This window comes from Anabaena azotica SJ-1 (assembly GCF_047275885.1).
In the GTDB taxonomy this organism is placed as follows: Bacteria; Cyanobacteriota; Cyanobacteriia; order Cyanobacteriales; family Nostocaceae; genus Trichormus_B; species Trichormus_B azotica_A.
Genome location: NZ_CP178454.1, coordinates 3,580,271 through 3,605,140, shown reverse-complemented (window position 1 = coordinate 3,605,140; position 24,870 = coordinate 3,580,271). Strand labels below are relative to the sequence as shown.

Here is a 24,870-nt window from a genome sequence, read left to right as displayed (position 1 = left end):
ATTACCAAAAAACTGAGTTGAAAGCCCCGTCCTTATAGGACGGCTTTTCTTTAACCATAGCATTCGTTTAGCCAGGGAATAAATTCCCTGTCTAAATTCTGCATTCTTTTAATTGACTGTTTCGTTGCCTTTATTGTCAGTTTGATCACCACTGGAGATAATGAACCAATCTTGACCCTGCAAGCCGCTTAAAGTGTCAATAGCATTGTCATTAATGATGTTGGAGGTATTGAGAGCATAAATACTATCGAATCCAATACCATTCTTCAAATTACTGATTCTCTGAGTATAAGAAAGGGGTTGTATCCAGGCAGCCAAGACAGCAGCTAGGGCATTCAGGTCTTGGGAATATTTATAAGTGCCACCAATCAAGATATCATCATCTTTGTTACCAGTAATATTATCTTGACCAGCACCACCAATTAATATGTCTTTGCTGTCACCACCATAGATGATATCGTTATCTTCACCGCTAATGATGACGTTATAACCGTTACCACCGCGAATAGTATCATTTCCTGCATCACCGTAGATGACTGTGGAGATAGTACCAAGGTCAGAATTGATGGTAATGTTATCATCGCCTTTATTACCGTAGATCACAATCTTACCAATAGTAGAAGCACCGCTACCTTTAGCAAATTCTCCCTGAACCACGCCATTAATAATTACCCGAATCATTAAGTCACTGCTACCCCGACGGACTTCTATATTATCTGCGCTGTTAGTACCACCTATAAATAAAGCCATCTGATTAGCATTAGCTGGATCTGCGGAAATGACGATGTTATTGACGGTGACATCAACAGTGTTGGTAATGTTTGGGGATGTAATCAGGGGTACACTGTTGGGAACAATATTACCAGTTAGAGGAATAGCCGTATTTCTATCATCTTCTGGCGCACCTTGTGTATCGCGTTGAGCGTTACTGTTACCGGGTTGGGGGTCACGGGGTGAACCGTTTTCTCCTGATGTGGTTAGACCTAGTTCTCCATTAGGTTCTGTGAGGGTTCTGTCTGCACCCGCTTCTCTACCTAAATCGAGGAGGAATTGCTGAATTGCTGGAGATGGAGAACGGACAACGGTAGGATTACCGAAGGGGCTGAATGGTACAAAGTAGCTATTGTATTCACCATTCCAGTCGAATAAGCGATCGCCTCCTGTATTGGCAATCAGCACATCTAAACCACCACCACCAAAGGCAAAATCACGATCTGCAAACTCGACAGTATCAGGTTGGTTATTCAATCCACCAGCGGTATCGTGATTATCATCGGCATTGAGGACATCATCACCCAAACCACCGAATAAGCGATCGTTTTGTGTACCACCCACTAACCAGTCATGACCCAAATCGCCAAAGATGTAATCTTTACCATCGTTAATCTTATTACCAGTAGCATCCACAGCGTCAAAGTTCAGGAAGAAGCCTTCAATCCGTTTCATCGGATTATTAGCATCATAGGCGGCTAATTTGCGGGTTACGGGGTCATATCCAAGTGGATTGGTATTGGTAACAGGATTGCTATTGTAGAAGGCTGCTTGGGCTTCCGCACCGGAAACAGCATCATCACCCGCACCACCATGTAAGAAGTCATCACCTAAACCACCGTAAATTACATCATTACCACCAACGTCCCAAGCTGCTAAATCAACTGTCTTATTCAAGCGACCGGAGATGTAAATCCAAGCACCGATAAATGGACCAGGAACAGAGATGTTAGTTTCTAAATTGGGGGTATTGATACCGTAGAGAGTTTCCGTTAAACCATTGCGACTGGTGTATATCTTACCGTCATCACCGAGAATACCATCCTCACCAGCACCACCATAAATGCGATCGCTTCCTGTACCACCGTAGATATCATCATCCTGTCCTCCACCGAAGATGACATCATTACCAGTCATACCGTGAATCACATCATCACCTGATTCACCATAAATTACATCACCTGTACCGATGTCAGTAGCTGCACCACCGAGAGTGTAATCTAGGAATTGAATCGCTCTAGGAATAACTTTCAGAGAACCATATAGATCATAGTTAAAGGTGAGGAATTGACCGTTAGAACCAATCAATCTCAAGATATTACCGTTATCACCAATAATGTAGTCAGCATCGCGTCCGTGTCCGTTAGCAGATTCATCACCTAAATGATTCCGGTTTGTATCTGTTCCTGCACCACCGTAAATGGTATCTACATCATCTGGTCTTTGGGTGGGTGAAGTCAATCCAAACAGATTGGAACTACCACCGATAATGTCATCCTGACCCAAATTACCGAAGATTCTATCTTTACCACCATTACCTTCGATGTAGTCATCACCATCAGTTCCCACACCTGCAAAGTCTTCAACGGATGAGTTAGTTAAATCCAGGTTAACAGAACCATCACCTTGAATAGTGTCATCACCTAATTGACCGAAAATTACATCATCTTGTGCGCCACCAGCAATGTTGTCATTACCAAAGGTGTTGAGTGTGGGAGTGTTGGATTGATCAAAAAGAACAATTGTGCGTTCTTCCACACCCTTGGGATTAACTTGAGAACTACCAGTTACTTGTGCAGTGCCATTGCTATCGTAAATAGTTGCATTATTGAGGGTACGGATACGAGAACTTAAAGCATCACCGCGACGGAGAATAGAAGCATTATCACCAGCAATGACATCATTACCAGTACCACCGTCTAGAGTATCGTTACCATCGTTACCACCAGCAACATTGTGTCCACCGATAATGTCATCATCACCCGCTTCACCGTAGACAGTATCATTACCTTGACCAGCGATCGCAATATCATTTCCAACACCAGCGCGAATAATGTCATCTCCACCAAGTGCGTTACCGATTGCGATAGAAGTAAAGGTAAAGGGTTTATTCAGGGTTGATAGTGGTAGGAGGTTCGCATCTACATTACCTTCAACCACAGCATTATCACCAAATATCAGGTCGTTGTTGTCACCTGTGTTGATATTGTCATTGCCAATACCACCCAAGACAATATCATTACCTGCACCAGAGTCAATCGTATCGTTACCACCATCATTGACATTGGTAGTCTGAATCCGGTCTATATCTGCTGGGTCGTTATCAGATTCAACGTAACTGATATAACCATTATCACCCAGGACGATATCATTACCTGTATTGGTGGTGATAATGTCGTTAGCAAAGCCACCCAGAATTATATCTTTACCATTACCTGTGGTAATGGTGTCAATACCACCAAGGTTGCTATCTGTGGTTTCTATCCGATGTACTTGACCAGCAGCACTTGTTACCTTACCGCTATCACCGATAACAATGTTATTACCTTCACCAGCTTGAACAGAATCATTACCAAAACCAGCAATAATCACATCCTCACCACTACCAGATGTAATCACATCATCGCCATTGGTTAATGCTGGAGAAGTAGTGTAAATCAAATTACCAAATTCATCAACCTTACCATTGTCACCCAGAACAATATTGTTACCTGCACCAACGTTGATGTTATCTCCAGCAAAGCCACCGATGACAACATCATTACCTGCACCTGCGGTAATAGTGTCGTTACCACCAAGGCTATCATCTGTTGTTTCGATAGTCTTGACTTGACTGTTCACTAAAGTAATCTTGCCACTATCACCGATAACGATGTTATTACCTTCACCACCTTGAACAGAATCATTACCATTACCAGCAATAATCGCATCATTACCAGTACCAGATGTAATCACATCATCGCCATTAGTTAATGCTGGAGAAGTGGTGTAAATCAAATTACCAAATTCATCAACCTTGCCATTGTCACCCAGAACAATATTGTTACCTGCACCAACGTTGATGTTATCTCCAGCAAAGCCACCGATGACAACATCAGCACCTGTACCTGTGGTAATCGTGTCGTTACCACCAAGGCTATCATCTGTAGTTTCAATAGTTTCTGCTAAACCATTTGTCAGAATTACCTTACCGCTATCACCGATAACAATGTTATTACCTTCACCAGCTTGAACAGAATCATTACCAAAACCAGCAATAATCACATCCTTACCACTACCAGATGTAATCACATCATCGCCATTGGTTAATGCTGGAGAAGTAGTGTAAATCAAATTACCAAATTCATCTACCTTGCCATTGTCACCCAGAACCGTATTGTTACCTGCACCTACATTTAAGGTATCTCCAGCAAAGCCACCGATGACAACATCATCACCTGCACCTGCGGTAATCGTGTCGTTACCACCAAGGCTATCATCTGTTGTTTCGATAGTTTCTGCTAAACCATTTGTCAGAGTTACTTTACCGTTGTCACCGACAACAATATTGTTACCTTCACCAGCATTGATGGTATCATCACCAAAACCACCAAGGATCAAATCTTCATCAGTTCCAGTAATGATGGTGTCGTTTCCACCTGTTGAGGGGTTAACAGTTTGCACCTGAACAACATTACCAGTGGTTAATATTCTCGATGTTCCCGCAGTTTGGGTAATAATGCCATGATCACCAAAGATGATGTTATTAGCGTTACCACCCTCGATGATGTCATTACCAACAGTTAAGGAATCACGAGATGGATGCAAACTATTATCAACAGTTGGGATTGTTAAATCTCTAGTTGCTAAATCAAGGTTAAAGCCAGAATCACCGTAAATGTTGTCTGCACCTTCATTACCGTAGATAACGTCATCACCAGAACCACCAGCTAAATTATCTCCAGCTTGACTACCTCTAATGGTGTCATTACCAGCACCACCATAGATATTGACTATCTTATTAACTCTTGAGGCATCAATATTATCATTACCTGGATTATTGAAACTGTGGGCAAATCCTGGATTTACCTCACTGGGTGTTCCAATGTAACGGCTACCATCTTGGGTAGTATCACCAAAGATCACCAGAGAAGCATCAATTCCTCGGTTATCCCAACCACCTCTATTCAAGGCCGTGATAGTATCATCTCCACCACCACCATGAACAGCAGTAATTGTTCCATCTGAAGTATTTTGAATTTGGAAATTATCGTTTCCACTTCCTAAGAGAACTTCCACAACTTCAAAATTACTACCATAGGTGATGGTTGCTCCCATACCCAGACCTGAGAGGGTAGATTCTGTTAAAGTTCCCTGGTCATTTCTGGTACTACCATCATTGAAGAATGTCACCGTATCACGACTCAATTCTTCATCAACAAAGAAGGTAGCAGCTAAATCTACTATGGAATATTCGCTATTTCCATCTGGTAATGTCCATTGTGGTGCAGGTTGACTGGGACTTTCTAAGGTTAAGGTAGTCAAACCTGTAGCTATATCAGAAACAGCATCACGAATTTGCCAAAAACGACGTAAACCTTCCCCACGACTGATTTCTAAGGTTCTAGCAAACAATAGAGTTGCCAATTGACTAGGATCAGTAGTACCTGTAGCGGTGAGTAAATCATCTGTTGCTACCACCATAGTGTCAATACTCGCACCAGTTCCCGTACCGTTATAACTAACAACATTACCTAAAGAAGTTAGTTGATTAGTTTCCCCTGGTAGCAACACTGGTTCTGCTAGAGAAATGGTGTCAAAGTCATCATCAGGATAGAAGCCATCAATGATTAATTCACCTTGAATTGTTGAGAGGTCATGAGATCCTTTTGTGGGATTCCAGATTAATGGCAAACCATTTTCATCAGTACCTGCATTTACTGTAGGAGTATCACTACCAATATTGAAGGAGTCGCTGCCTAGTCCTCCATAGGCTCCCACAATAATACCTGAGCCTGTTGAGAGTATGTTGAATGTATCATCACCTTCTGCCCCTAAAATCTCTAGACGCTCAATATTGGTGAAGTTGATTTCTCGACCTGCTCCAAACACCCCTGTACTGGTAATGACAAAGGTATCAGCAAACTCTGTACCAATGATTCTGACGATATCTGTACCCGATCCACCATCAATATTGATTGGTGCATTGGCAACATAATCAACGGTATCTGTTCCACCACCTGTTTCCACATTGCTATCTGTAGAACCTTCTAGGGCAAAGGAGCGAATTGTAAAGGTATCATCATCTTCATTACCGTTCAGATTCAGGACAGCAACGTTGCGATAGACTGTAAATTCATCATTACCTTGATTACCATCTATGGTGGTTTCAAAGCTGACACCATTACTCAAATAACCACGTGAAGTTAGTACCGTTGCAAATTCATCACCAGGGGCAACTCCAGCAGCAGCATCTCGTTCTGATTTGAAAACTTGACCAATTTGGAATTTATCAGCACCCTCACCACCCCGGATTGTAGTTTCCGTCCAGTTATCATCTAGGGTAACTTGGTCATCGCCACCTTGGGTATCCACGGTTAACTGTTCGAGATTTTTGTTGTAGTTAATCCGTTCCACATCCGTTGTGGGATTGCCATGCAGTGCTGCTACAAAGGCTACACCGCCATCAACAAATTCGCGATCGCTGGCACGCATGAGGATATTATCTGTCGTCTGAGTCCCGTAAACGGTCAGGGTATCTTCACCCGTAGCTCCTGTATCGAAGACATTGATGATGTAATCTGTGTTATTACCTGTAATTGAGATTTCGTATGTATCGCTATCACCTTGTCCGTCTAGGTCTAGGGTATCGCGCCCTGGGGTATTGCGACCGGGCAGAATCCGACTAGCTGGATCTAGGGATGGTAATTTAAAGACTTGGATGAAGTCTGTACCTGCACCACCTAAGACGCGGGTATGACCTGCCAAAGTGAGGGCATTGCCTTCAGTATTTTCTGGATTGAAGAGGATCGTATCGTTTTCCGCACCCGCATCAATAGTTATTTCGGTGGCACTGAGATTACCCCATAACTTAATTTCGTCTTCACCTGCTTGACCGGAGAAATTGATACTGTTTGTAGCAGTAATTGTACCCAAGGTAACGATTTCATCTTCTGCCGCACCAGCATTGAGATTGACTATCTCAGCCGTGAGAATGCCGTCTAATAAGAAGCGATCGCTATCTGCATCACCATAGATGTCAATGCGCGTACCTGCGGCAATTGTACCTAGTACCTGAATTATACTGCCAGGAGCATCCACAGCCCCTTGGTAGTCACCGTACAATTCTACATAATCAGCTGCTGTCACTATTGCTCCGGCTTCAACGGTGAGATCATCCCCTGCTAGTAACCTGACGTAAGACCCTGTACTTTCAATGGTGATACCACTCTTAACAATCAAGAAGTCAGCGTCATCATCTACGGGTGTAGCGGTGCCATCGACATCGCTATCGTTATTATCATCATTAGCTAATATGGTAATCGCTCCACCTGCCAGTTGATTTTCCGTTACCGTAATTGGACTAGCAGCAGTCAGGTTAATCTGTCCACCTGCAACCATACCAGGGTCGCTTGAATCTACGACTCCACCAACAGTTAGCGCACCTGTATTACTTACCCAAGTGCTACCTGCGGTCGATTTGGCTTCAATATTGCCGATTTCAGTGGTAATTCTCCGTTCTGCTGCTCCAATATTGTTTGCTGCAACGAGGAAAGTCTTACCAGAAATGATGTTAAAGCCATTGGGGTCGGTATTGCCATCGAGGATACTACCAGCAGGTACGGTAATAAAGGCTGTGGCACCTGCACCCGTGCCTACCTGATTTAGACTGAGGTCGCCTACGGTTTCAATAATATAGATATTGGCAAAGCCACTGGATGCTGTTAGTGTTCCCGCAGCAGAGAAGGCACTGTTAATATCGAGGTCATTACCACTCACCCCAATACCACCGAGAACTGCTCTCAAAGAGATGTTATTACCGATAATATCGGCTTTCGGTTTGCTGGCTGGTAGGGTGGTATCATCTCCCGAATTAGGATCGAGGGGATTATTCAAGTCAACTGCATCCAAAATGGAGAGTTGCGCCCGGAGATTGACATCTCCAGTACGTGAAAGAACGTTACGGATGTTGAGATCACCAAAGGTTTCCGCAATCCAAATAGTATTGTTGGCTGTTGCTGTTAACGTTCCTGCACCGACGATATCAATTTCCAGATGATCGCCATTTTCGCCAATATTTTGTCCAGCGGTTAGTTCGATGCGATTGGCTTGGATCTTCGTAAAGTCGTGGTTCAGGGCATCTACGATAGAACCCTGTGCTTGTAGATATACGCCACCTGTCTTCGAGAATGCCCCTTCTAGGTTCATATTCCCTGACACTTCGGAGATATAAACGTCATCATTAGCGCGAGCAGTCAGTGTTCCAGTGGGGGTAAGATTGATGTCCAGGCGATCGCTTGCTGTACCAATTGCACCTTGTCCGGCTTCGAGGATGAGGTTACTACTGATGACATTGATAGTTCCTGTAGCACCACCATTGAGAATACTTTGACCACTCTTAATCCTTACTTGGTCTTGTGCCTGGATTTGAGTCAGATTAATATTGAGTTCTGAGCCTAAGAAGACATCAGCACCTGCTGTAACACTAATATTTTCCAGGGCATCAACGTCGATATCTTCTCGTTCTTGAATAATCACCGCCGTTACCACAGCACCGGACGCACTCGGATCTAAGACAACTGGGGCAATGGTTACACTCACGCCTGATTCATCACTGAGACTAGCAGAGGCAGTTAAAGTAATGGTGGCGGCGGTGACATTAGCAATCTGATAATATTGTCCGTCATCGGTGGCGTTGTTAGAGTTACCACCAATGAAGATATACATACCTGCTTGGAAACCATCACTAATCCAACTACCAGCATCTGTGCGGGTAATCGTATCTGCCGAGCCATTATTAGTAAAGTTAACTGTAGTGGTGATCGGATCGCCACCAAGGTAAATGAGATCATCTCGTTCTGCCGCTGCCAACTTAATGCGATCGTCGCTTGTCAGTCGTACAGGTTGAACTGAAAGATCAATGACGGTTTGACCATCACTCTTACCAACGCCTTTGGAGGTAATTAAGGTGACATTATTACCGATGATATTCGGGTCTTCGATGCTGACCTGGGTATCAGATACAGCCTTGAGTAAACCAGCACTGAGGGTATAGATTAATTCTTCTTCTGTCCAAACCTTAATACTGCCTCTCAAAGCAGCATCTTCTGCTGCCGTTAAGGTATAGGTGAAGTTTTCGTTCAAGGTATTACCAAACTGTCCGTATTGAGCATGGAGCGTATGGTATTGCAGAGTACGGGAGTTTTCTATGGTGGTGATGGCATTCTGTACGAACTGATCGAGGGCTGCACCGCTCAAACCTTGGGTAATGCCTTGTTCTCGGTAGAAGTTGTTATAGAATACCGCTTCTACGTCAGTGAGAGTGACTTGGTGATTACTGTCGTAAATTGAGGGGTTTCCTTGGGTGTTGCGGTATTGCCAATAGGTGTTATATTCCTGTTCCTTGGTTTGGGCAAAGGCACTAATGGTTTCATTAATCTTCTCCGTAGCTCCCGTTCCTGCTGTCAGTTGTAAATCACTCCAAACCCCGGCTTTGAGTTCGTCGATGGTGCGATCGTCCCTTTGGGCTGTCTGATTGGCATCGACGATACTACCATTACTGACTTCAATTGTGATATTACCCGTAGTTTCAATGCGTTCGACGCGGAGATCGCCTGTTTGCTCTCTCAGGAAGATATCACCCGTAGCGGTAATATTCACTTTATCTTTGAGGTTAGTACCGGAATCGAGGATGATTGATTGACCACTTGCTCCAATACCGCCACCTTCAGCATTCAGGGTAATTGAGCCACCGCTAATGAGTCCTTGATTAGCTTTCTTAATTCCTCCCTGGGCTGTGATAGTGACATCCTTGCTACCGCCGGCGGTAATGGTATCGACTTTCAAATCGCCAATGATTTCCGAGATTTGAATTGTGCCGTTAATGGTTGTGGCTGTCAAACTAGCAGTAGCACTATCGTCAATCGTCGTACCCGGATAGTTTGTACCAGTAACATCGGTCTGAATCGCTCGTTTTGTACCAATTCCCTGATTTCCGGTTAGATTGATGCGACGACCGCCTACATATCCAGTATCGCTGCCTTGTTCAATGGATTGAGCGGAAACTAGGCTAGTTGTGCCAGTGGGGTTGAGGATGGGTCCATCGAGGAGAATATTTCCTTGGGACTGTACCGAGATCGCTCCTTCGTTATAGCCGATAAAGTTAATCTTAATGGCGCGATCGGCTTCGATGGTGTGGGTATAAATTTTTTGCTGTCTAGTTTCGCTAATAACCTGTTGATAGTAGGTTTTCGTTCCGTACCATGTACTTTCTGTCCAACTGTCTCCCGTATAGGTTCTTTGGGCGAGGGTCACGGGTTCGGGGTTAACAAAGTCGTAGCGGGTTGTATTGTTAGCATCTAAGAAGTAATAAGATCCTTCTGGTAGTAACTGAGGTTCAGTAATCTGTTCGACTACGGGCGTACCTACAACCGTATCGGGATCGGCAGCTAAGGCATCGATACCAAGCCAAGCGGAACTGCCATAAGTAGTTGTTGTGCGTTCGCGGGTTTCTTCACCAATTGACCAACCATAACGCCAACCAGACTTGGGATTGTAGGTTGAATTGTCAGTACCTTGTCTAACGGTAGAACCTTCGGTAATAGTTACGCCATTGGCGGTCTTCTGATAAATCGTCACGAAGGGATTAGCACTCGTTCCCCTAGCCTTATCTTTGAGGATGAGCGTTCCATCCCCGCGTTGGGAAACATCCAGACGCTTAATTACTAACTCATAAGGTGTGTTGTTGGTAACTTGGATGTCACCGTAACCGCCCAAAACGCGGATTTCTCCGTTGGCAGAGTTGAGAATATGTCCTGTGATATCAATAAAACCACCACTTACCCGCAGTTCTTCTAGGATAATTTGGTTATTCGCTACATCGTAACGAACCAAGAAGTCTTTGTTGGTAATGGTCTGGAGGGTGACAATGCCCGTTATGCCAGCTTCGAGAAGATCGTCAATTTCTTGAATTGTCTCCGCACCTAAAGTAAGTTTGTAATCCGACTTACCACTTTGAATGATGCCGTTGACATTGACATATTCGGCATTGATAAAGATGCGATCGCCAAACAGACTAACATTGGTGGGAATTTGGTTGAGAATACTGTCGATACCTGCGTTCGTCGCCGCTTCTGTGCCATCTCCACCCGTTACTGGTAGCCATTTTGCATAGTCTTCACCTGCAACGGGGAAGGATGTCCCCTCACCAGGGAGATTGATGGTAACGCTACCACCTGACTCGATAGTTTGAGTTTTAACGCGGATGCGACCTTGAATGTTAATGTCTCCCTTGCCAGTAGCCAGGGTTCTCAACACCAGATCGCCGCCTAAATTCTCAATATCTCCCAAGATGGTAATGTCAGGCCAAGCATAGGTATCACTGGTAATGTTAGCGACATTTAAATCGTTGATAACTCGAATGATCGGTGTGTTGGCAGAACCACCACCGATAATATTCGAGAAAGCAGCTACTCCCGCTACTACTAAGGATTCGCCGTTGAGGTTGCTTTGGTTGTCCTTGTCGGCATTGCGGTTATTTTCTGCGTTAATTGCTGCCTTAATATCAATGATAGAACCTGCTGCTGATACCTCAACCCCATTCAGGAACAGACCACCATTCTGTTCTGGAATAGTAATACCGAGAATCTTAATGAAAGCGGGTGTATGGTTGAGAATATTGACGCTGGCATCACCAGGAGCATCAAAGACACCGTTGCCTTGGAGTTGGTCGCTACGGATATCAATTGTCCCTGCCTGAGCCAAGATTGGGTCAATGGTGACGGTAATCGCATATTGTTCCACCCGATTGATCAAACCGTTGGGGCCGCCTCTTTGTAATAACCCTTCTGCTTCCAATGCGGCTTGGATGCGAGCAATTTCATTCTCATAGAAGGTCTTGAGGGTGGGGTTTGTATCCCCGTACTTAATTAACTCAGCCTTGGCTTGTTCTAAAGCTTTTTCCAGATTGGACTGAACTTTTTCCTTGGTGACGGTGAAGTTAATACCATCGCTCTTAGTAAAGTCAGTAATTGTACCACTATCGCGATCCCAACGGTTAAGTTCTAGGATGAGATTGCGGTTAATGCCTGTCCGAACCGTACCATCTACTTGCACAGTGCCATGAGCTTCACTCTTGGAGAATCCTTGATACTGCTCGACACCGCCGCCGCCTGCTAATTTATCAATAGCATTACCCAAAGCGTTGAACCAGTTCACTGCTTTAGCTTGGGCTATCAAATTAGCAAATCCGTCTCGTTCGGCGTGGAGTTTGGCATCTCTGGCGGTTTCTAAGATAGCTCCCGACGCAACGGTAATCTGATTCTCCTGCAATAAGTAGGCTTCGGCATTGATAGATTCGATGGGAATGGCACTACCGGCAAAGGTATCGGTGCGGGATTCTAGGGTATATGCATCGCGGTTAAAGTTTGTATCCGTTCCTGCCGACAAGTTGAGGTTGCCACCAGCGCGGATCTTGGCATTATTGCCGATCGCAATTTCGTTGATAGGTTTGAGATCGATTTTAGAATTGGCGATCGCTACTGTACCAATACCATAGGTTTCGGCGTTCACCTGAATCTTGATATCACCCTCTCCTCTGGCGGAGATATCAATACCGCCTGTGCTTTGTAGAGTCGCACCTGTACCTACTTTTACTTGAGCTAAGTCGCTCAAGCTGCGAACTGTAGCCGACGCATCCGCACCCGATACTGCTCCACCTGTAATCAGGGTGACTTTATCGGTGACATTAATATCGTTGAGCGATCGCAAGGTGATGGTATCGTTACTGGCATTATTGCCTACTACTGTGAGGATGGCGTTATCACCCACTGTGGTTAAGGTATTCAAGCTGAGGGTGGTTTCGCTATCCGCACCCGCACCACTAGCTAAACCGCCCGTTGTTCCTTTGAGATTTTCCCCATCAACCAAGTTCTTTCTGACACGATTGATGGCATTAATGGCGATATCTTTGGCCTTAATGTTGACATTATTACCAACTCCTGATTCGACGGTGGAGATCACTTGATTATTATTGGTTGCACCGCTACCAGCAATTACGCCACCCGCGCCCGTTTTCACTTGGGTATCGAAGTTGGCGGTGTGTTTTGCCCCTATCGTTAGATTTCCCTCACCTCGACTACTCAAATCAATGTCGATGGTGTTGCTGTTATTGCCTGATAAATCGTCTTTAATTTTGGCGATAGTGGTGCTGGTATTGGTAGTGGTAGCACTGGCACTTGTTCCCGCCGCAATACCACCGCTACCAGCTGTGGTGAGGGCTAAATTGGTATCTTCTCCCACCGCCGAAATATTCAAAGTTGCCCCAATTAGTTTAACTCCCGAACCGAAATAAGCTTCGGTATTGGTGTTAGTAGAAATATTAGATTTACTAACTCCTACGGAAATGATGCCACCAGCAGCACTATTAGATTCAGCTTTTTGATTGTTAGTGCTAATCGCCGTGACATTGGTGGCGTTAATAATATTGAGGTTGGCGTTATCGAGAACGTAGCTGTGAGTGCTGCTGTTGTTGACAACATTGGTGCTAGTAGAATCTACACCTAACAACAGTCCACCCGACGAACCAGAGGCAAAGGCTTGGGCTTTTTCTGTCGATAAATTAGCTACAATTGCCAAGTTTCTGGCGTTAATCCTACCGCCCACGTAGGCATCAAGGTTAGCAGCCACTGTTACAGTTGCTTGAGAAGAACCAATTCCTGCGCCTGTAGAGGCGGCAACACCTTGAGCTTTAGTCTGGGATGCTAACTCCGCCACAGCTTTAACGCTGAGATCGCCAGTCAGGTTCATTGTCAGAACGGTAGGAACGACTACATAAGCTGTGACTGTGGGGGTAATATTCGCTGTGGCTTTTGTACCTGTACCGCTAACATTGAAGATGAAGCCCAGGGCGGCAGATAGGGCAAAGGTTTCGGTGGTGGCTGTGCCGATATTTTGTGCTTCTACCGTGACATCGTTGGCTGACGCTAAATAGCCTTGGAGATAGGCTTTTGTCGTTCCATTCAGGGTAGTATCTGCTGAGGTGACACCAACAGCAAGACCAACACTACCGAGACTGATGGCAGTGCCGATCGCTTTAGTTGTGGTGGTTTGGTTGGAAGTTGCCTTGATGATCGCATCACCTGCGATCGCACCGATATTTAACCTTCCTGCCGTACCTAAATAAGCTTCTACTGTCCCGCTGATAGTCGTCTTGGCATCACTACCCGCCCCGGCAAAGCCTCCGGCAACACTAGCGGCGATGGAGGTGGCAATGGCGAAACTGTTGGCAGTGGCAGTGGAATCAGCCGTAATCTCAACGTTGCCTTCATTTACCGTTGCTACACCGTCAACAAATGCCCTGACGTTGTTATTAATGGTGTTATCGGTGACAGAAACGCCAATGGAACCGCCCACTGCCCCAAAGGCTAAAGAACCCGCGCCGACATCGGAGTTAATACTAGAATTATCGGTAGCAGTAACTCGCAGAGTATTACGAGTTGTCACATTACTATTGTCTTTAATTGCGGCTTCGATGGTATTGCTAATGGTGTTAGTAGCCCCCGCACCTGCACCGGAGAAGCCACCACTAAACAGGGCGATCGCCCCGCCCACAGAAGCAGCGACGGCTTCGGAATCAATGCTGCTATTACTATTGGCAACAATTATTACAGTTTCGTTCAGTGCTTCCACAGTGGAATTGTCGATAAAGCTGCGGACTTGGTTGCTGAGGGTATTATTAGCATCAACCGCAGCGATACTGAGGGAGACACTGACAGTACCACTACCAGATATAGCGACGCTACCGCCGTGGGCAGTGGCAGCGATCGCAGACTCATCAGTCGCATTCAAGCTGACTGAACCAAGATTGGCTTTGACACCAGGACTATCGAGAATATAAGCCTCGATCACATTGTCAATGGTGTTAGTCGAACCAGCGCCGGCTACTGAAGCCGCACCAGCCACTCCTGCCCCACTGACACTGACTGCGCCGGCTCCGCCAAAGGTAAAGGCATTAATTTCCGCCGTCGAATTGGCATCGAGATCAACATCGCTTTGGGCATTGACTGTGGAGCTATCAATAAATGCTTGGGTGGTATTAGTAATATTGTTTTCACTGATGGCCAGTCCTATGGAAGCCGCACCTGTGGCACCTGCCAAACTAATAGCAACTGCGATCGCTACACCACCGGCATCGGCTTTAATGGTGGAAGTATCTACCGCCAGTAGGTCAACATCACCGTTAGTTGCGTTCACTGTGCTGTCTTCAATGCTGGCAGTGATTGCTACGGCTATTGTATTCGCTGATCCTGCCCCTGCACCTGCTAACGCACCTGCCAATCCAGCACCAGAACCTGCACCGGATATTGAACCGCCAATGGCTAGGGCATCAATTTGGGCGGCGGAAATTGCACTCAGGTTAACATCATTGACTGCGGTAACGGTAGAATCAATGATCCTCGCTCGGATCGCACTGTTATTAATGGTGTTATTGGAGAGAGAAGCCCCGATAGATAGCGCCCCTGCTGCACCCTTACCTGTGACACTAATGGCTACAGCAAAGCCACCTGAATCTGCTTGAATCGTGGAGTCGTCACTGGCATCTAGGTTGACTGAATCGCCAGCATTCACATTTTCACTGTCTTTGATATAGGCTTCGACAACATTACTAATTGTATTATTAGCTTCTGCTCCTGCGCCAGAACCTGCTAGAGATAGGCCCGTTGCTGTACCGGCTCCGGCTCCGGCTCCGGCGATCGCTAATGCCTGAATTTTTGGTTTGAGGGTTTCAAAGCGGTGATTAGTTCCTGCTGTATCAGTTGTCAGATCAATAACGGCTGGCTCACTGGCAGTAGTTTCGGCATTAGTTGCTACCAGCTTAATAGTATTGTCATCAACTTTAATGACAAAATAACTTTGACCTTCTTCTAATCCGCCTAATTGTTGCCCTGCACTGCCAAGATGGCGATAAATCACGCGATCGCCTGTTTTCAGTCCGTGGTTGGCTAGGGTAATGCTGTTGTTTGTGGAATTAACGGCAGTTTTCTCAAAGTTGAAGGTTTGATCGGTTTGGGATTTAGCTGTAGCTGTCAGATCGATATTGTCTGCTGCCTCTACTGAGGAATTATCAAAGAAGGCAGCCACTGTATTCGCGACGGTATTCTTCGCCAGTCCTGCCCCAATTGCACCCGATCCAGCCGCACCTGTACCTGCACTGGCAGCAATGGCAACAGCTACACCACCCGCATCAGCTTTAATCTGAGATGTATCGAGGGCGGTGAGGGTAACATCACCAGTATTTGCTATGACATTACTGTTATTTTTAATGCTGGCTTCAATTTCCAGGTTAATAGTATTAATCGTACCTGCACCTGCTCCTGCTAGTGCGCCTGTTAATCCTGCACCTGCACCACCTGCTCCTGCACCTGCACCTCCAAGGGCGAAAGCGTCAATGGTGACTGTCGAGGTAGCATTCAAGATGACATCGCTGTTAGCTGTGACTTCCGAGTCGTCGATGAGAGCCTTAACGCTGTTATTAACTGTATTTGTCGAGACTGCTGCCCCGATCGCACCCGATCCTGTCGCCCCACCACCTAAATTAGCAGCAATGGCAACTGCCACACCACCAGCATCGGCGTTAATCGTAGAACTATCGGTTGCTGTCAGAGAAATTTCACCAGTATCTGCTGTTACCTGACTGTTATTAGTAATGCTGGCTTCAATTTCCAGGTTAATGGTATTAATCGTACCCGCACCTGCTCCTGCTAGTGCGCCTGTTAATCCTGCACCTGCACCACCGGAACCTGCACCCGCGCCACCAAGGGCGAGAGCGTCAATAGTGGCTGTTGAGGTCGCATTCAGAATTACATCACTTTGGGCTGTTACTTCCGAGTCGTCAATGAGAGCTTTAACGCTGTTATTAACTGTATTTGTAGAGACTGCTGCGCCGATGGATGCTGCTCCCTTCGCTCCTGCACCCAAACTAGCGGCGATCGCAATGGCTATACCACCCGCATCGGCGTTAATTGTAGAACTATCGGTTGCTGTCAGAGAAACATCACCAGTATTTGATGTTACCTGACTGTTATTGGTAATGCTGGCGGCGATCGCAATTTGAATATCGTTTTGTGTACCAGCACCAGCACCAGCTAACGCACCTGTAAGACCGCCACCTGCACCTCCAGAACCAGCACCCGCACCACCCATAGCCAGGGCTTCAATTGTTGCCGTTGAGATGGCTGTGAGAATGACATCTTCTTCAGCAATCACAATGGAATTATCAATATAAGCTCGAACTGCGTGTCCATTACCTTTACCAATCTTGTTATTGGCAATGCCCAAACCAACTGCTAAAGTTCCCTTGGTAGCACCTGCTCCCGCAGCGATCGCAATGGCAAAACCACCTGCTACTGCCCGAATGGTGGAATCATCGGTGGCGGTGAGAGTGACTTGATTAGCTTGAACCTTCTTAGTATCACCACTATTTTTAATAAAGGACTCGACGGTATTATCAATCTCGTTAGTAGTAATGCCACCCGCTACAGCCAATGCGCCCGTGACACCACCAGCACCACTAGCACCCGAACCAGCACCACCAATGGCGATCGCTTCGATCACAGAAAGGTCGCTTGCCGTCAGGCTAATATCTCCAGGCAAGGTAACGTCAACGCCATTTAAGTAGCTGCGAGTCTTGCTAGTAATTTGATTCTCCGAAAGAGATAAGGCAACCGTTCCCGCCCCAGCTAAACCGCCGACTGGTGTGGCAGCAGCAATGGCAACGCCAATAGTCAGAGCAAAGACGCTACCAGTGCGCTGTGCCTCTACCGTGACGCTATTTCCCTCCTGAATAGTTGCCCCAGCGATGAAGGCTTCGGTCTTCATATTCAGTTGGTTGAAACTGAAAGAACCAGAAATTCCGGCTGCCGGTGCTAATACTTTGACGAGGGTGGCTGCACCACTAATAGAGAAAATTCCTGTGCTGTTGGTACTCTTAACGGTAATATCGCCGCCGTTAACATCAAACAGTCCGCTATCGTTGATGTAAGCTTGGGTGCTGTCGGTAATGCTGTTGAAGGCAATCACCCCAGATATACCTACCCCAATTGTGGGGGGGATAGCTGCTCCTACCTGAATTCCCACAACGGGAATATCGGAAACAACTGCTCCTGCAACGCCAATACCCCAGATTTTGCCTGTATTTGTGGCTTCTACGTTAATAGCAGTAACATTGAAATTCGTGCCGTTAATTCCGACACTTGGATCGCTGTCGGTGCGGCGTTTGCCAATAATCGCTGCTGTATCTCGCGTGATTGTGGTACTGCCGATACTGACTCCCACACCGATGCTCTTGGCTAACTGCACTGCACCGACAATGTTGTAATGGTCAGCTGTGCTGGTTGCTGTTACCGACACATCCCCACCCACTACTGTCGTACCGCTATCAATCTGGGCGATGGTTTCGCTATTTTGATTGGCAAAGGAGAGACTACCACTGATGCCAAATTGACCAGAATTGCCACCTGTTTGTGATAAATCTAGGGAGAAGATATTTTCTGTAGCACTAACACTCAAGCCATCACTGCCAGTAAAAATCTTAGCCCCATTTTCAATTAGGGCAATGGTATGATTTTCTAGCGTTTGAATTAAAAGCGAGCCGCCGACTCCTAATACTCCGGCTTCGTTGCCGAAGAGAGAGAATGGAGAACTTTTTGCCTTGATTGCTAGGGCGATCGCACCTGGTTCGGGTTTGACATCGAATTGGATGATACCGGCGATGTTAATTAATTCCATCGTTGTATTCGCAGCCACTTCGACGGATTGATCGTCATTTCGCAACAGGAGGTCTTGATTAATTAACGCACCTGATTTAATAATTGCTTCTGACTGATTGCGATAGCTAGAAACACCTATCGAACCCGCAATGCTGAATTTGGCTGCCTGTCCAGCGGCGGCTTTATTTTTGGTGACAGCCCAAGTGTTCATCATGTTATCAAGTCCGAATCTGCCGTTGAAGAGACTGGCGAGTTCGTCTTGAATGCTACCGTCGTCAGGATCGCCAGGGTCGAAGCGATCGCTACTAAAGGGTAGAGAATCAATTAACAGAGGATAGCTGATATCTGAAGTCACGGAGATGGTTTTGCTGGCATCCAGTTTTGCTCCACTTTCCACTATGGCTTTGACGGTGGTGTCGTAGTTGCCGACTGCAACTGCCACTGTACCGGAGACTACCTTACCGCCAGTGCTTGGAACTTCATTAGAAACACCACCTTGGGCATTGGCTTGGACTGCCTGTTCTGCTGAGGCTGTGATATTAATATCGGCATCTGATTTTAAAACGGCAGACGAGCCAACTTGTGCTATGACGTTATGGTCGAAGGAATTGACAGCAACGGCAGCGTTAATACTAAAAGTAGACCCTTTATTCGGTCTGAGATAGGCGCTTGCTCCGGCGATTAGTCCTTTAACTGCTTTCGGTTCGGGAGCAACAGTTCCCGCTAGATAGTCGGTGAGGGTAGGAATACCGCCAATAGTAGATTCTGTAATACTACGGTTATCAGATTCTAATTCTGCTACAATTGATATACCAGGTTCTTCACCAGGTACAGCAAAGATATGAGTTCCTGTTTGTCCAGAAGTTAGTGTTAAATCTATAGGTGCAGCCGCCTGGGCTGTGATGGGTGAATCTGTGAGGCGAATGGTGCGATCGTCAACTTTAACGACATAGTAAATTTCATTGCTAATTAAGCCATCTAGGGGTAAATCGCCTCTATTTGCCGTAGAAACTCGCTCGAAGCCGTGATTTTCCCCTGTAGCTACCCCTGGTGTCATGGTGATCGGTGTATTGGGGCTATTGGGATCGGCTAGTTGGAAATTATCATCATCAATACGGATAACAATGTATTCTTTACCATCAGTTAATCCGCTAATGGCTGTACCGCCTCCGGTCAGATAGGTAATGCGATCGCCTGTCTCAAATTTATGTCCGAACATCAAAATAGTGGTGTCGGTACTACCTTCGATGACAGGACGTATAGAAGGATCAAACTCAATCGTTTTAGTATCTGTTGTTAAATATTGCAGAGTGATACCAGTGGATGAGCCGTCACCTAGTTGTAAGGCTACTAAAGGCGTATTGGGGTCGGTATCGGCAAATTGAATGTGGTTAGCATCAACGACAATAACGGTGTACTCGCTACCATCGGTTAATCCAGGAATCGGATCGCCATCACTGCTGTAGTAAGTAACTTTTTCGCCATTAGTCAGTCCATGATTCTTCAGTTCTAAGGTATCTTGGACTGTATCAACAACCGGCACGGTGCGGGATGGGTCAAACAGGGAAACGAATACATCTGTTTTGAAGGTGTGGGAAGTACCCGTACCCGCACCAGTCAGATCAATTCCTACTCCTGCGGAGGCGTTAGCACGAGAGGTTGCTAGTTTAAAGATGTTTTCGTTAATGCGGATGACATAGTATTCACTTTGGTTAGTTAAGCCGCTAACTGGATTACCGCCATCGGTGACGTAGGTGACTTTCTGGCCTGTTTGGAAATCGTGGTTTTCGATCACAAACAAATTATCAGCCAGATCGACCGCCTTGGTTTGGAAACTGTGGGCAGTACCTGTACCGATACTGGTGATGTCAATCGCTACTCCCGCCAAGGCATTAGCGCGGGTGGTTGCCAGTTTAATGTTATTATCGCCACTATTAATAATAAAATAATCAGTATCGTTACTTAAACCACCAATATTACTACCGCCACCGTTGGAGTATCTCACCCGTTGTCCGGTGACAAAATTGTGGATTTCATTGAAGAAAATCAGATTATTGCTAACGTCGATGCTGGGGTCTTCTTCAACCAAACTTGTGGGATCAAAAGTCAGGGTGGCATTGCCTAGTGCAAAGTTAGAGAAGCGCGTCATCCCTGTTTCTTTTTTAACTGTGGCATCGGTGCGGTAAACTACTGCATCTCCTGTTTTCCAACCGTGATCTTGGTTGAAGGTAATTGTGCCATTGTCGTTATTGACGGCTTCGCTGGGTTTGAAGGAGAGGGCAGTTTCTTCAAAGGCGAAGATGTGTTGATGCTGTCCTGTAAAGCTGTGGGAAGTTCCCGTTACACCCGTAGCATTCAGGTTATTAATAAATACCCCATTAATCGCATTTTCGTAGCTGGTGGCTAGTTGAATGCGATCGTTAGATCCAGAAACGCGGATGACGTAATAATCGGTATTATTGCTCAAACCACCAATATTACTACCGCCGCCATTGGAATATCTTACCTTTTGTCCCGTGGAGAAACTGTTAGCACTGCTGAAGATGATTTCATCGGTATTTGCGTCAATTGTCGTATTTGCCGGAATACTTGATGTTCCTGTGGGGTCGAAAGTGAAGACAGTGCTGGTTTGACTAGGTGGTTCTAGATTGATGATGTAGTAGGTTTGACCGTTGAGGATCACCGTTTGGTTAGTTGCCCCTGGTACGGTATTATCGAGAACGGCTAATTGGAAAGAATCGCCGCTAACATTAACCACTGCATAATTTTCCTGGTTAGACAAACCAGAAATTACTTTTGCGTCTTCATTCCCCAGCCAATAATCTACGATCTGGCCGTTGGTGAATTGGTGTCCGGGAATTGTAATTCTGTCAGTAGTTGCATTGACTGCGGTTGCTGGATCGAAAGTCAGAAAATCACGACGATTCAGGGTTTGAATCGCATCGGGATCGACTCCAGCAGAACGACTGAAATTTAGGGGAATGGTATCGCCTAGCGTTAACTGAAGGGTATTTTCATCTATGACGATTACCTTATAGGTTTTGCCGCTTGTCAGACCACCAATCGCCGTTAAGGCAGTATCAGGATTGTTGGGATCGGCGGCAATATACAACAGTTCGTCCCCAGTTTTTAGTCCGTGGTTGGGTAGGGTAATCGTGTTGTTGGTAGTATCAATGCCAGTAGTTAAATCTACCCCTTGTTGTTGTACTGATCCGGCGGTGATTTTGCCATTGACTATTGATTGAATATCTACTGTATCTGAACCAACAGCTACCCCTAATGCACCACTACCATCAATAAAGACGGCTACTCCTGATTTTGATTCGAGGTTAGATTCTCCCGTCGCCCCCACTTTCACATTGCCATCGGCAACAATTGAGACATTATCGCCAATAATCGCTTTGGAAGTGGTACTCGACTCAGTGACAGCAACGCTCACCCCAAAAGCTTGGGTGGGATTGGCGATCGTTCTTGTGCCTCTGGCCTTCAAACTGGAATTGACGGCGGTACTAGCACCTACTTCGGCTGTGGTTTCGGCATTGGAGGTGATTTCAACATTGCCACCCGCTTGAATTGAGGTTGTCCCACTCAGTAGGGTTTGTGCTGAACCTTCGGCTTTGCTGTAACCAGCACTAAAGGGGAAAGAATCCACATTGGCGCTATACCTGCCTCTTCTAGCTGGTTCTAATCCTCCTCCGGCTGAAGCAACGCTACTAACGGAGTTCTCCGTCCCAATACTCACATCACCATCGCTAATAATTTGTGTGTTGGTGAGACTGACTAATGCCGCAGACTTCCGCATGGAGACAGAAACCGCAGACAAGATGGCTGGTGCGCCCACCGCAGTTAGTGCTAATCCTGCTACATCAAGTAAATTGATTAAGGGTTGAATTGCTAAATTATTAACTAAGGTTGCCTCGTCTTCGAGGATATTAGCGTCGCTGGCATTAGCATTAATGCTGACGGAATCACCTTTAATGGTTGCGCCTTCAATATTAATTTTTGCTTCTTTGGACTGGAGGGAGACAATTAGAATGGGCAGAATACCTGTTTGGCTTTCTTTCTCCGCTTCAATGCTAATTTCACCGCCTTCGATCTCTACTCCCGATGCGATATTAATGCTCACATCTTCGCTGGGGAAAACATCAATGGGAGAAATTCCGGAAAAGTCCTTAACATTGGCAGTTATAGAAATGTTACCAGAGGTTTTATCGTTAGCTGCCTGAGTAAAGAGTTTGGCATTCGAGTTAATATTAACTATCGTACCTGTCAAGTCAATATCGCCAGAATTTTCTCCTGATTTTTGAGTAGAAATGGTTACTCCTGTGTCAACAGTAATGTTTTCTGTCAACACTGTTAAATTTTTGCCCAGCAGGTTTAAGTCGCCGGAGAAAATAACTGTATCGCTGCCATCTAGGAAATCTACGAAGGGAAGAGTCGGATCGAGTCCAAAACCGCCGTTGATAGTTAGGGAAGCATTCAGAGTCAGTGGCGAGACGGTGATTTTATCATCCCCTAAACCAAGATTAATTGTTAAAGATTCAGTTGGGTCTTTAAAGTCAATAATGTCGCTATTTGTAACCGTTCTAACCCTTAAGTTACCTGGTTGAATTCTTTCTAAAATCAAATCGTCAGATAAAATGGGACTGGCTTGAATCGTCACATGGGCAGAATTGATGCTACTGAAGAGAAAATCATCATTCGCCTTAGCAATAACATTTTCAATAAATAGATTAGCTGCGTTGATGGAACTGGTATAAAGAACTTGGGCATAGTTTGCACCGTTAATGAACGCATTGACAGCCCCATCAATGAATCCTTCCAGTTGGGAAACTCCGGCGTTAATAAACTCGGTTAAATCAGAGCCAATACTAACAAGATCGTCACTTAAATTATCTAAAAATGCCTCAATGTCATTAATGACATCACCAGTCACACCGATCGCACTGTTAACTTCACTGACTACAACACCCGCAGCATTATTTACTTCGGTGCTGACGATTTTATAAGCGTTGGTTAGCGAGCCACTAACTTGATTCCAGGCTGTTGTCAACGCATCCGTAATCACGGTATCTATACCGCTACCACCAATGAGATTTTCAATTCCAGAAAAATTGATGACATTGTTGAGATTACCAATAGCGTTTGTGGGATTGGTAATTGTCCAAGTGTTATTAATGTTTGAACCGAAAAGGCTGTCATTATTTCCCTGAGTATCAGTAAAGCTGAGGCTGGCGTTAAAACTGGTCAGGGCATTATTTAAAGATTGGTCAATATATAAATTATCTGCACCACCTCCTAAGTTGACATTGATGACAACATCGGAGGAGATAACTAGAGGCTGAAGACCTCCTACAACACTCAAATCGTTGGAAAAGCTATTCCCATTGGTACTAAATTCTAATTGGTTACTGGCATTAACTCGCAGATATAGGGAATCGTTGCTGCCATCTCCTGTAAACATTGCAGTGTTGCCCGTCAGACTGACATTTACTGCCAATAATTCATCATAAGTCTGCAATGTTTGGCTCTCGAAAGCAACTGGAGTGACAACTTCTCCCTGACTGACTTCCAAATCCCAATCTCCACCGAGAGCAAATGCACCAGTGAGATCGTCTGATGCTGCAACATCAGCCCCCGTGAGTGTACTCAATCCGTCTACAAAAACAGATCCTTGTTCTCCCTGTGCGATATTACAGCCATAAAAAAGAATGTCTGCATCCTCAGTTAAAGCACCTGCCCATGCTTGTAATTGATTGCCATAATCTGCCAAATTGTTACTACTTAATTGGGTTGTTCCCAGTTGTACAATTCCCGGCTGACCATGAGCGACAATATGAATGGCTGAAACATTATTCTGCTGTGCTAAAAAGTCTCCTATCTGGCTAATTCCGTCTTGGTTTCCATTCAAGACGATGACTTCTGTATTCGGAACTACACCAGTTAGCAAATGCTGATAATTTTTGACACTCGGATCAATAAAAATAATCTGATTACTTACAATGGATGTTCCTCCTCCAATAAAGCTTGATGTTGCTTCCAGTCCATAGGGAGCAGTTGGTGGATTTACAATATTATGTATATGTAATTGATTTGAAAGTGTTAAATCAATGCCACCATGAGTATCATCCAT

At 45.5% G+C, this 24,870-nt stretch carries 1 protein-coding gene; it reads right to left on the bottom strand.

Annotated elements, in window-relative coordinates; genetic code table 11:
- Positions 1 to 108: 108 nt before the first annotated feature.
- Positions 109 to 24,870, bottom strand: a complete 24,762-nt coding sequence (locus ACLLO5_RS15870; RefSeq protein WP_413171470.1) for a DUF4347 domain-containing protein — start codon at positions 24,868 to 24,870, stop codon at positions 109 to 111.

Bases quoted from the DNA above. Each gene is read 5' to 3' on its own strand.
- ACLLO5_RS15870 (WP_413171470.1), bottom strand. From the start codon at position 24,870: ATGGATGATACTCATGGTGGCATTGATTTAACACTTTCAAATCAATTA.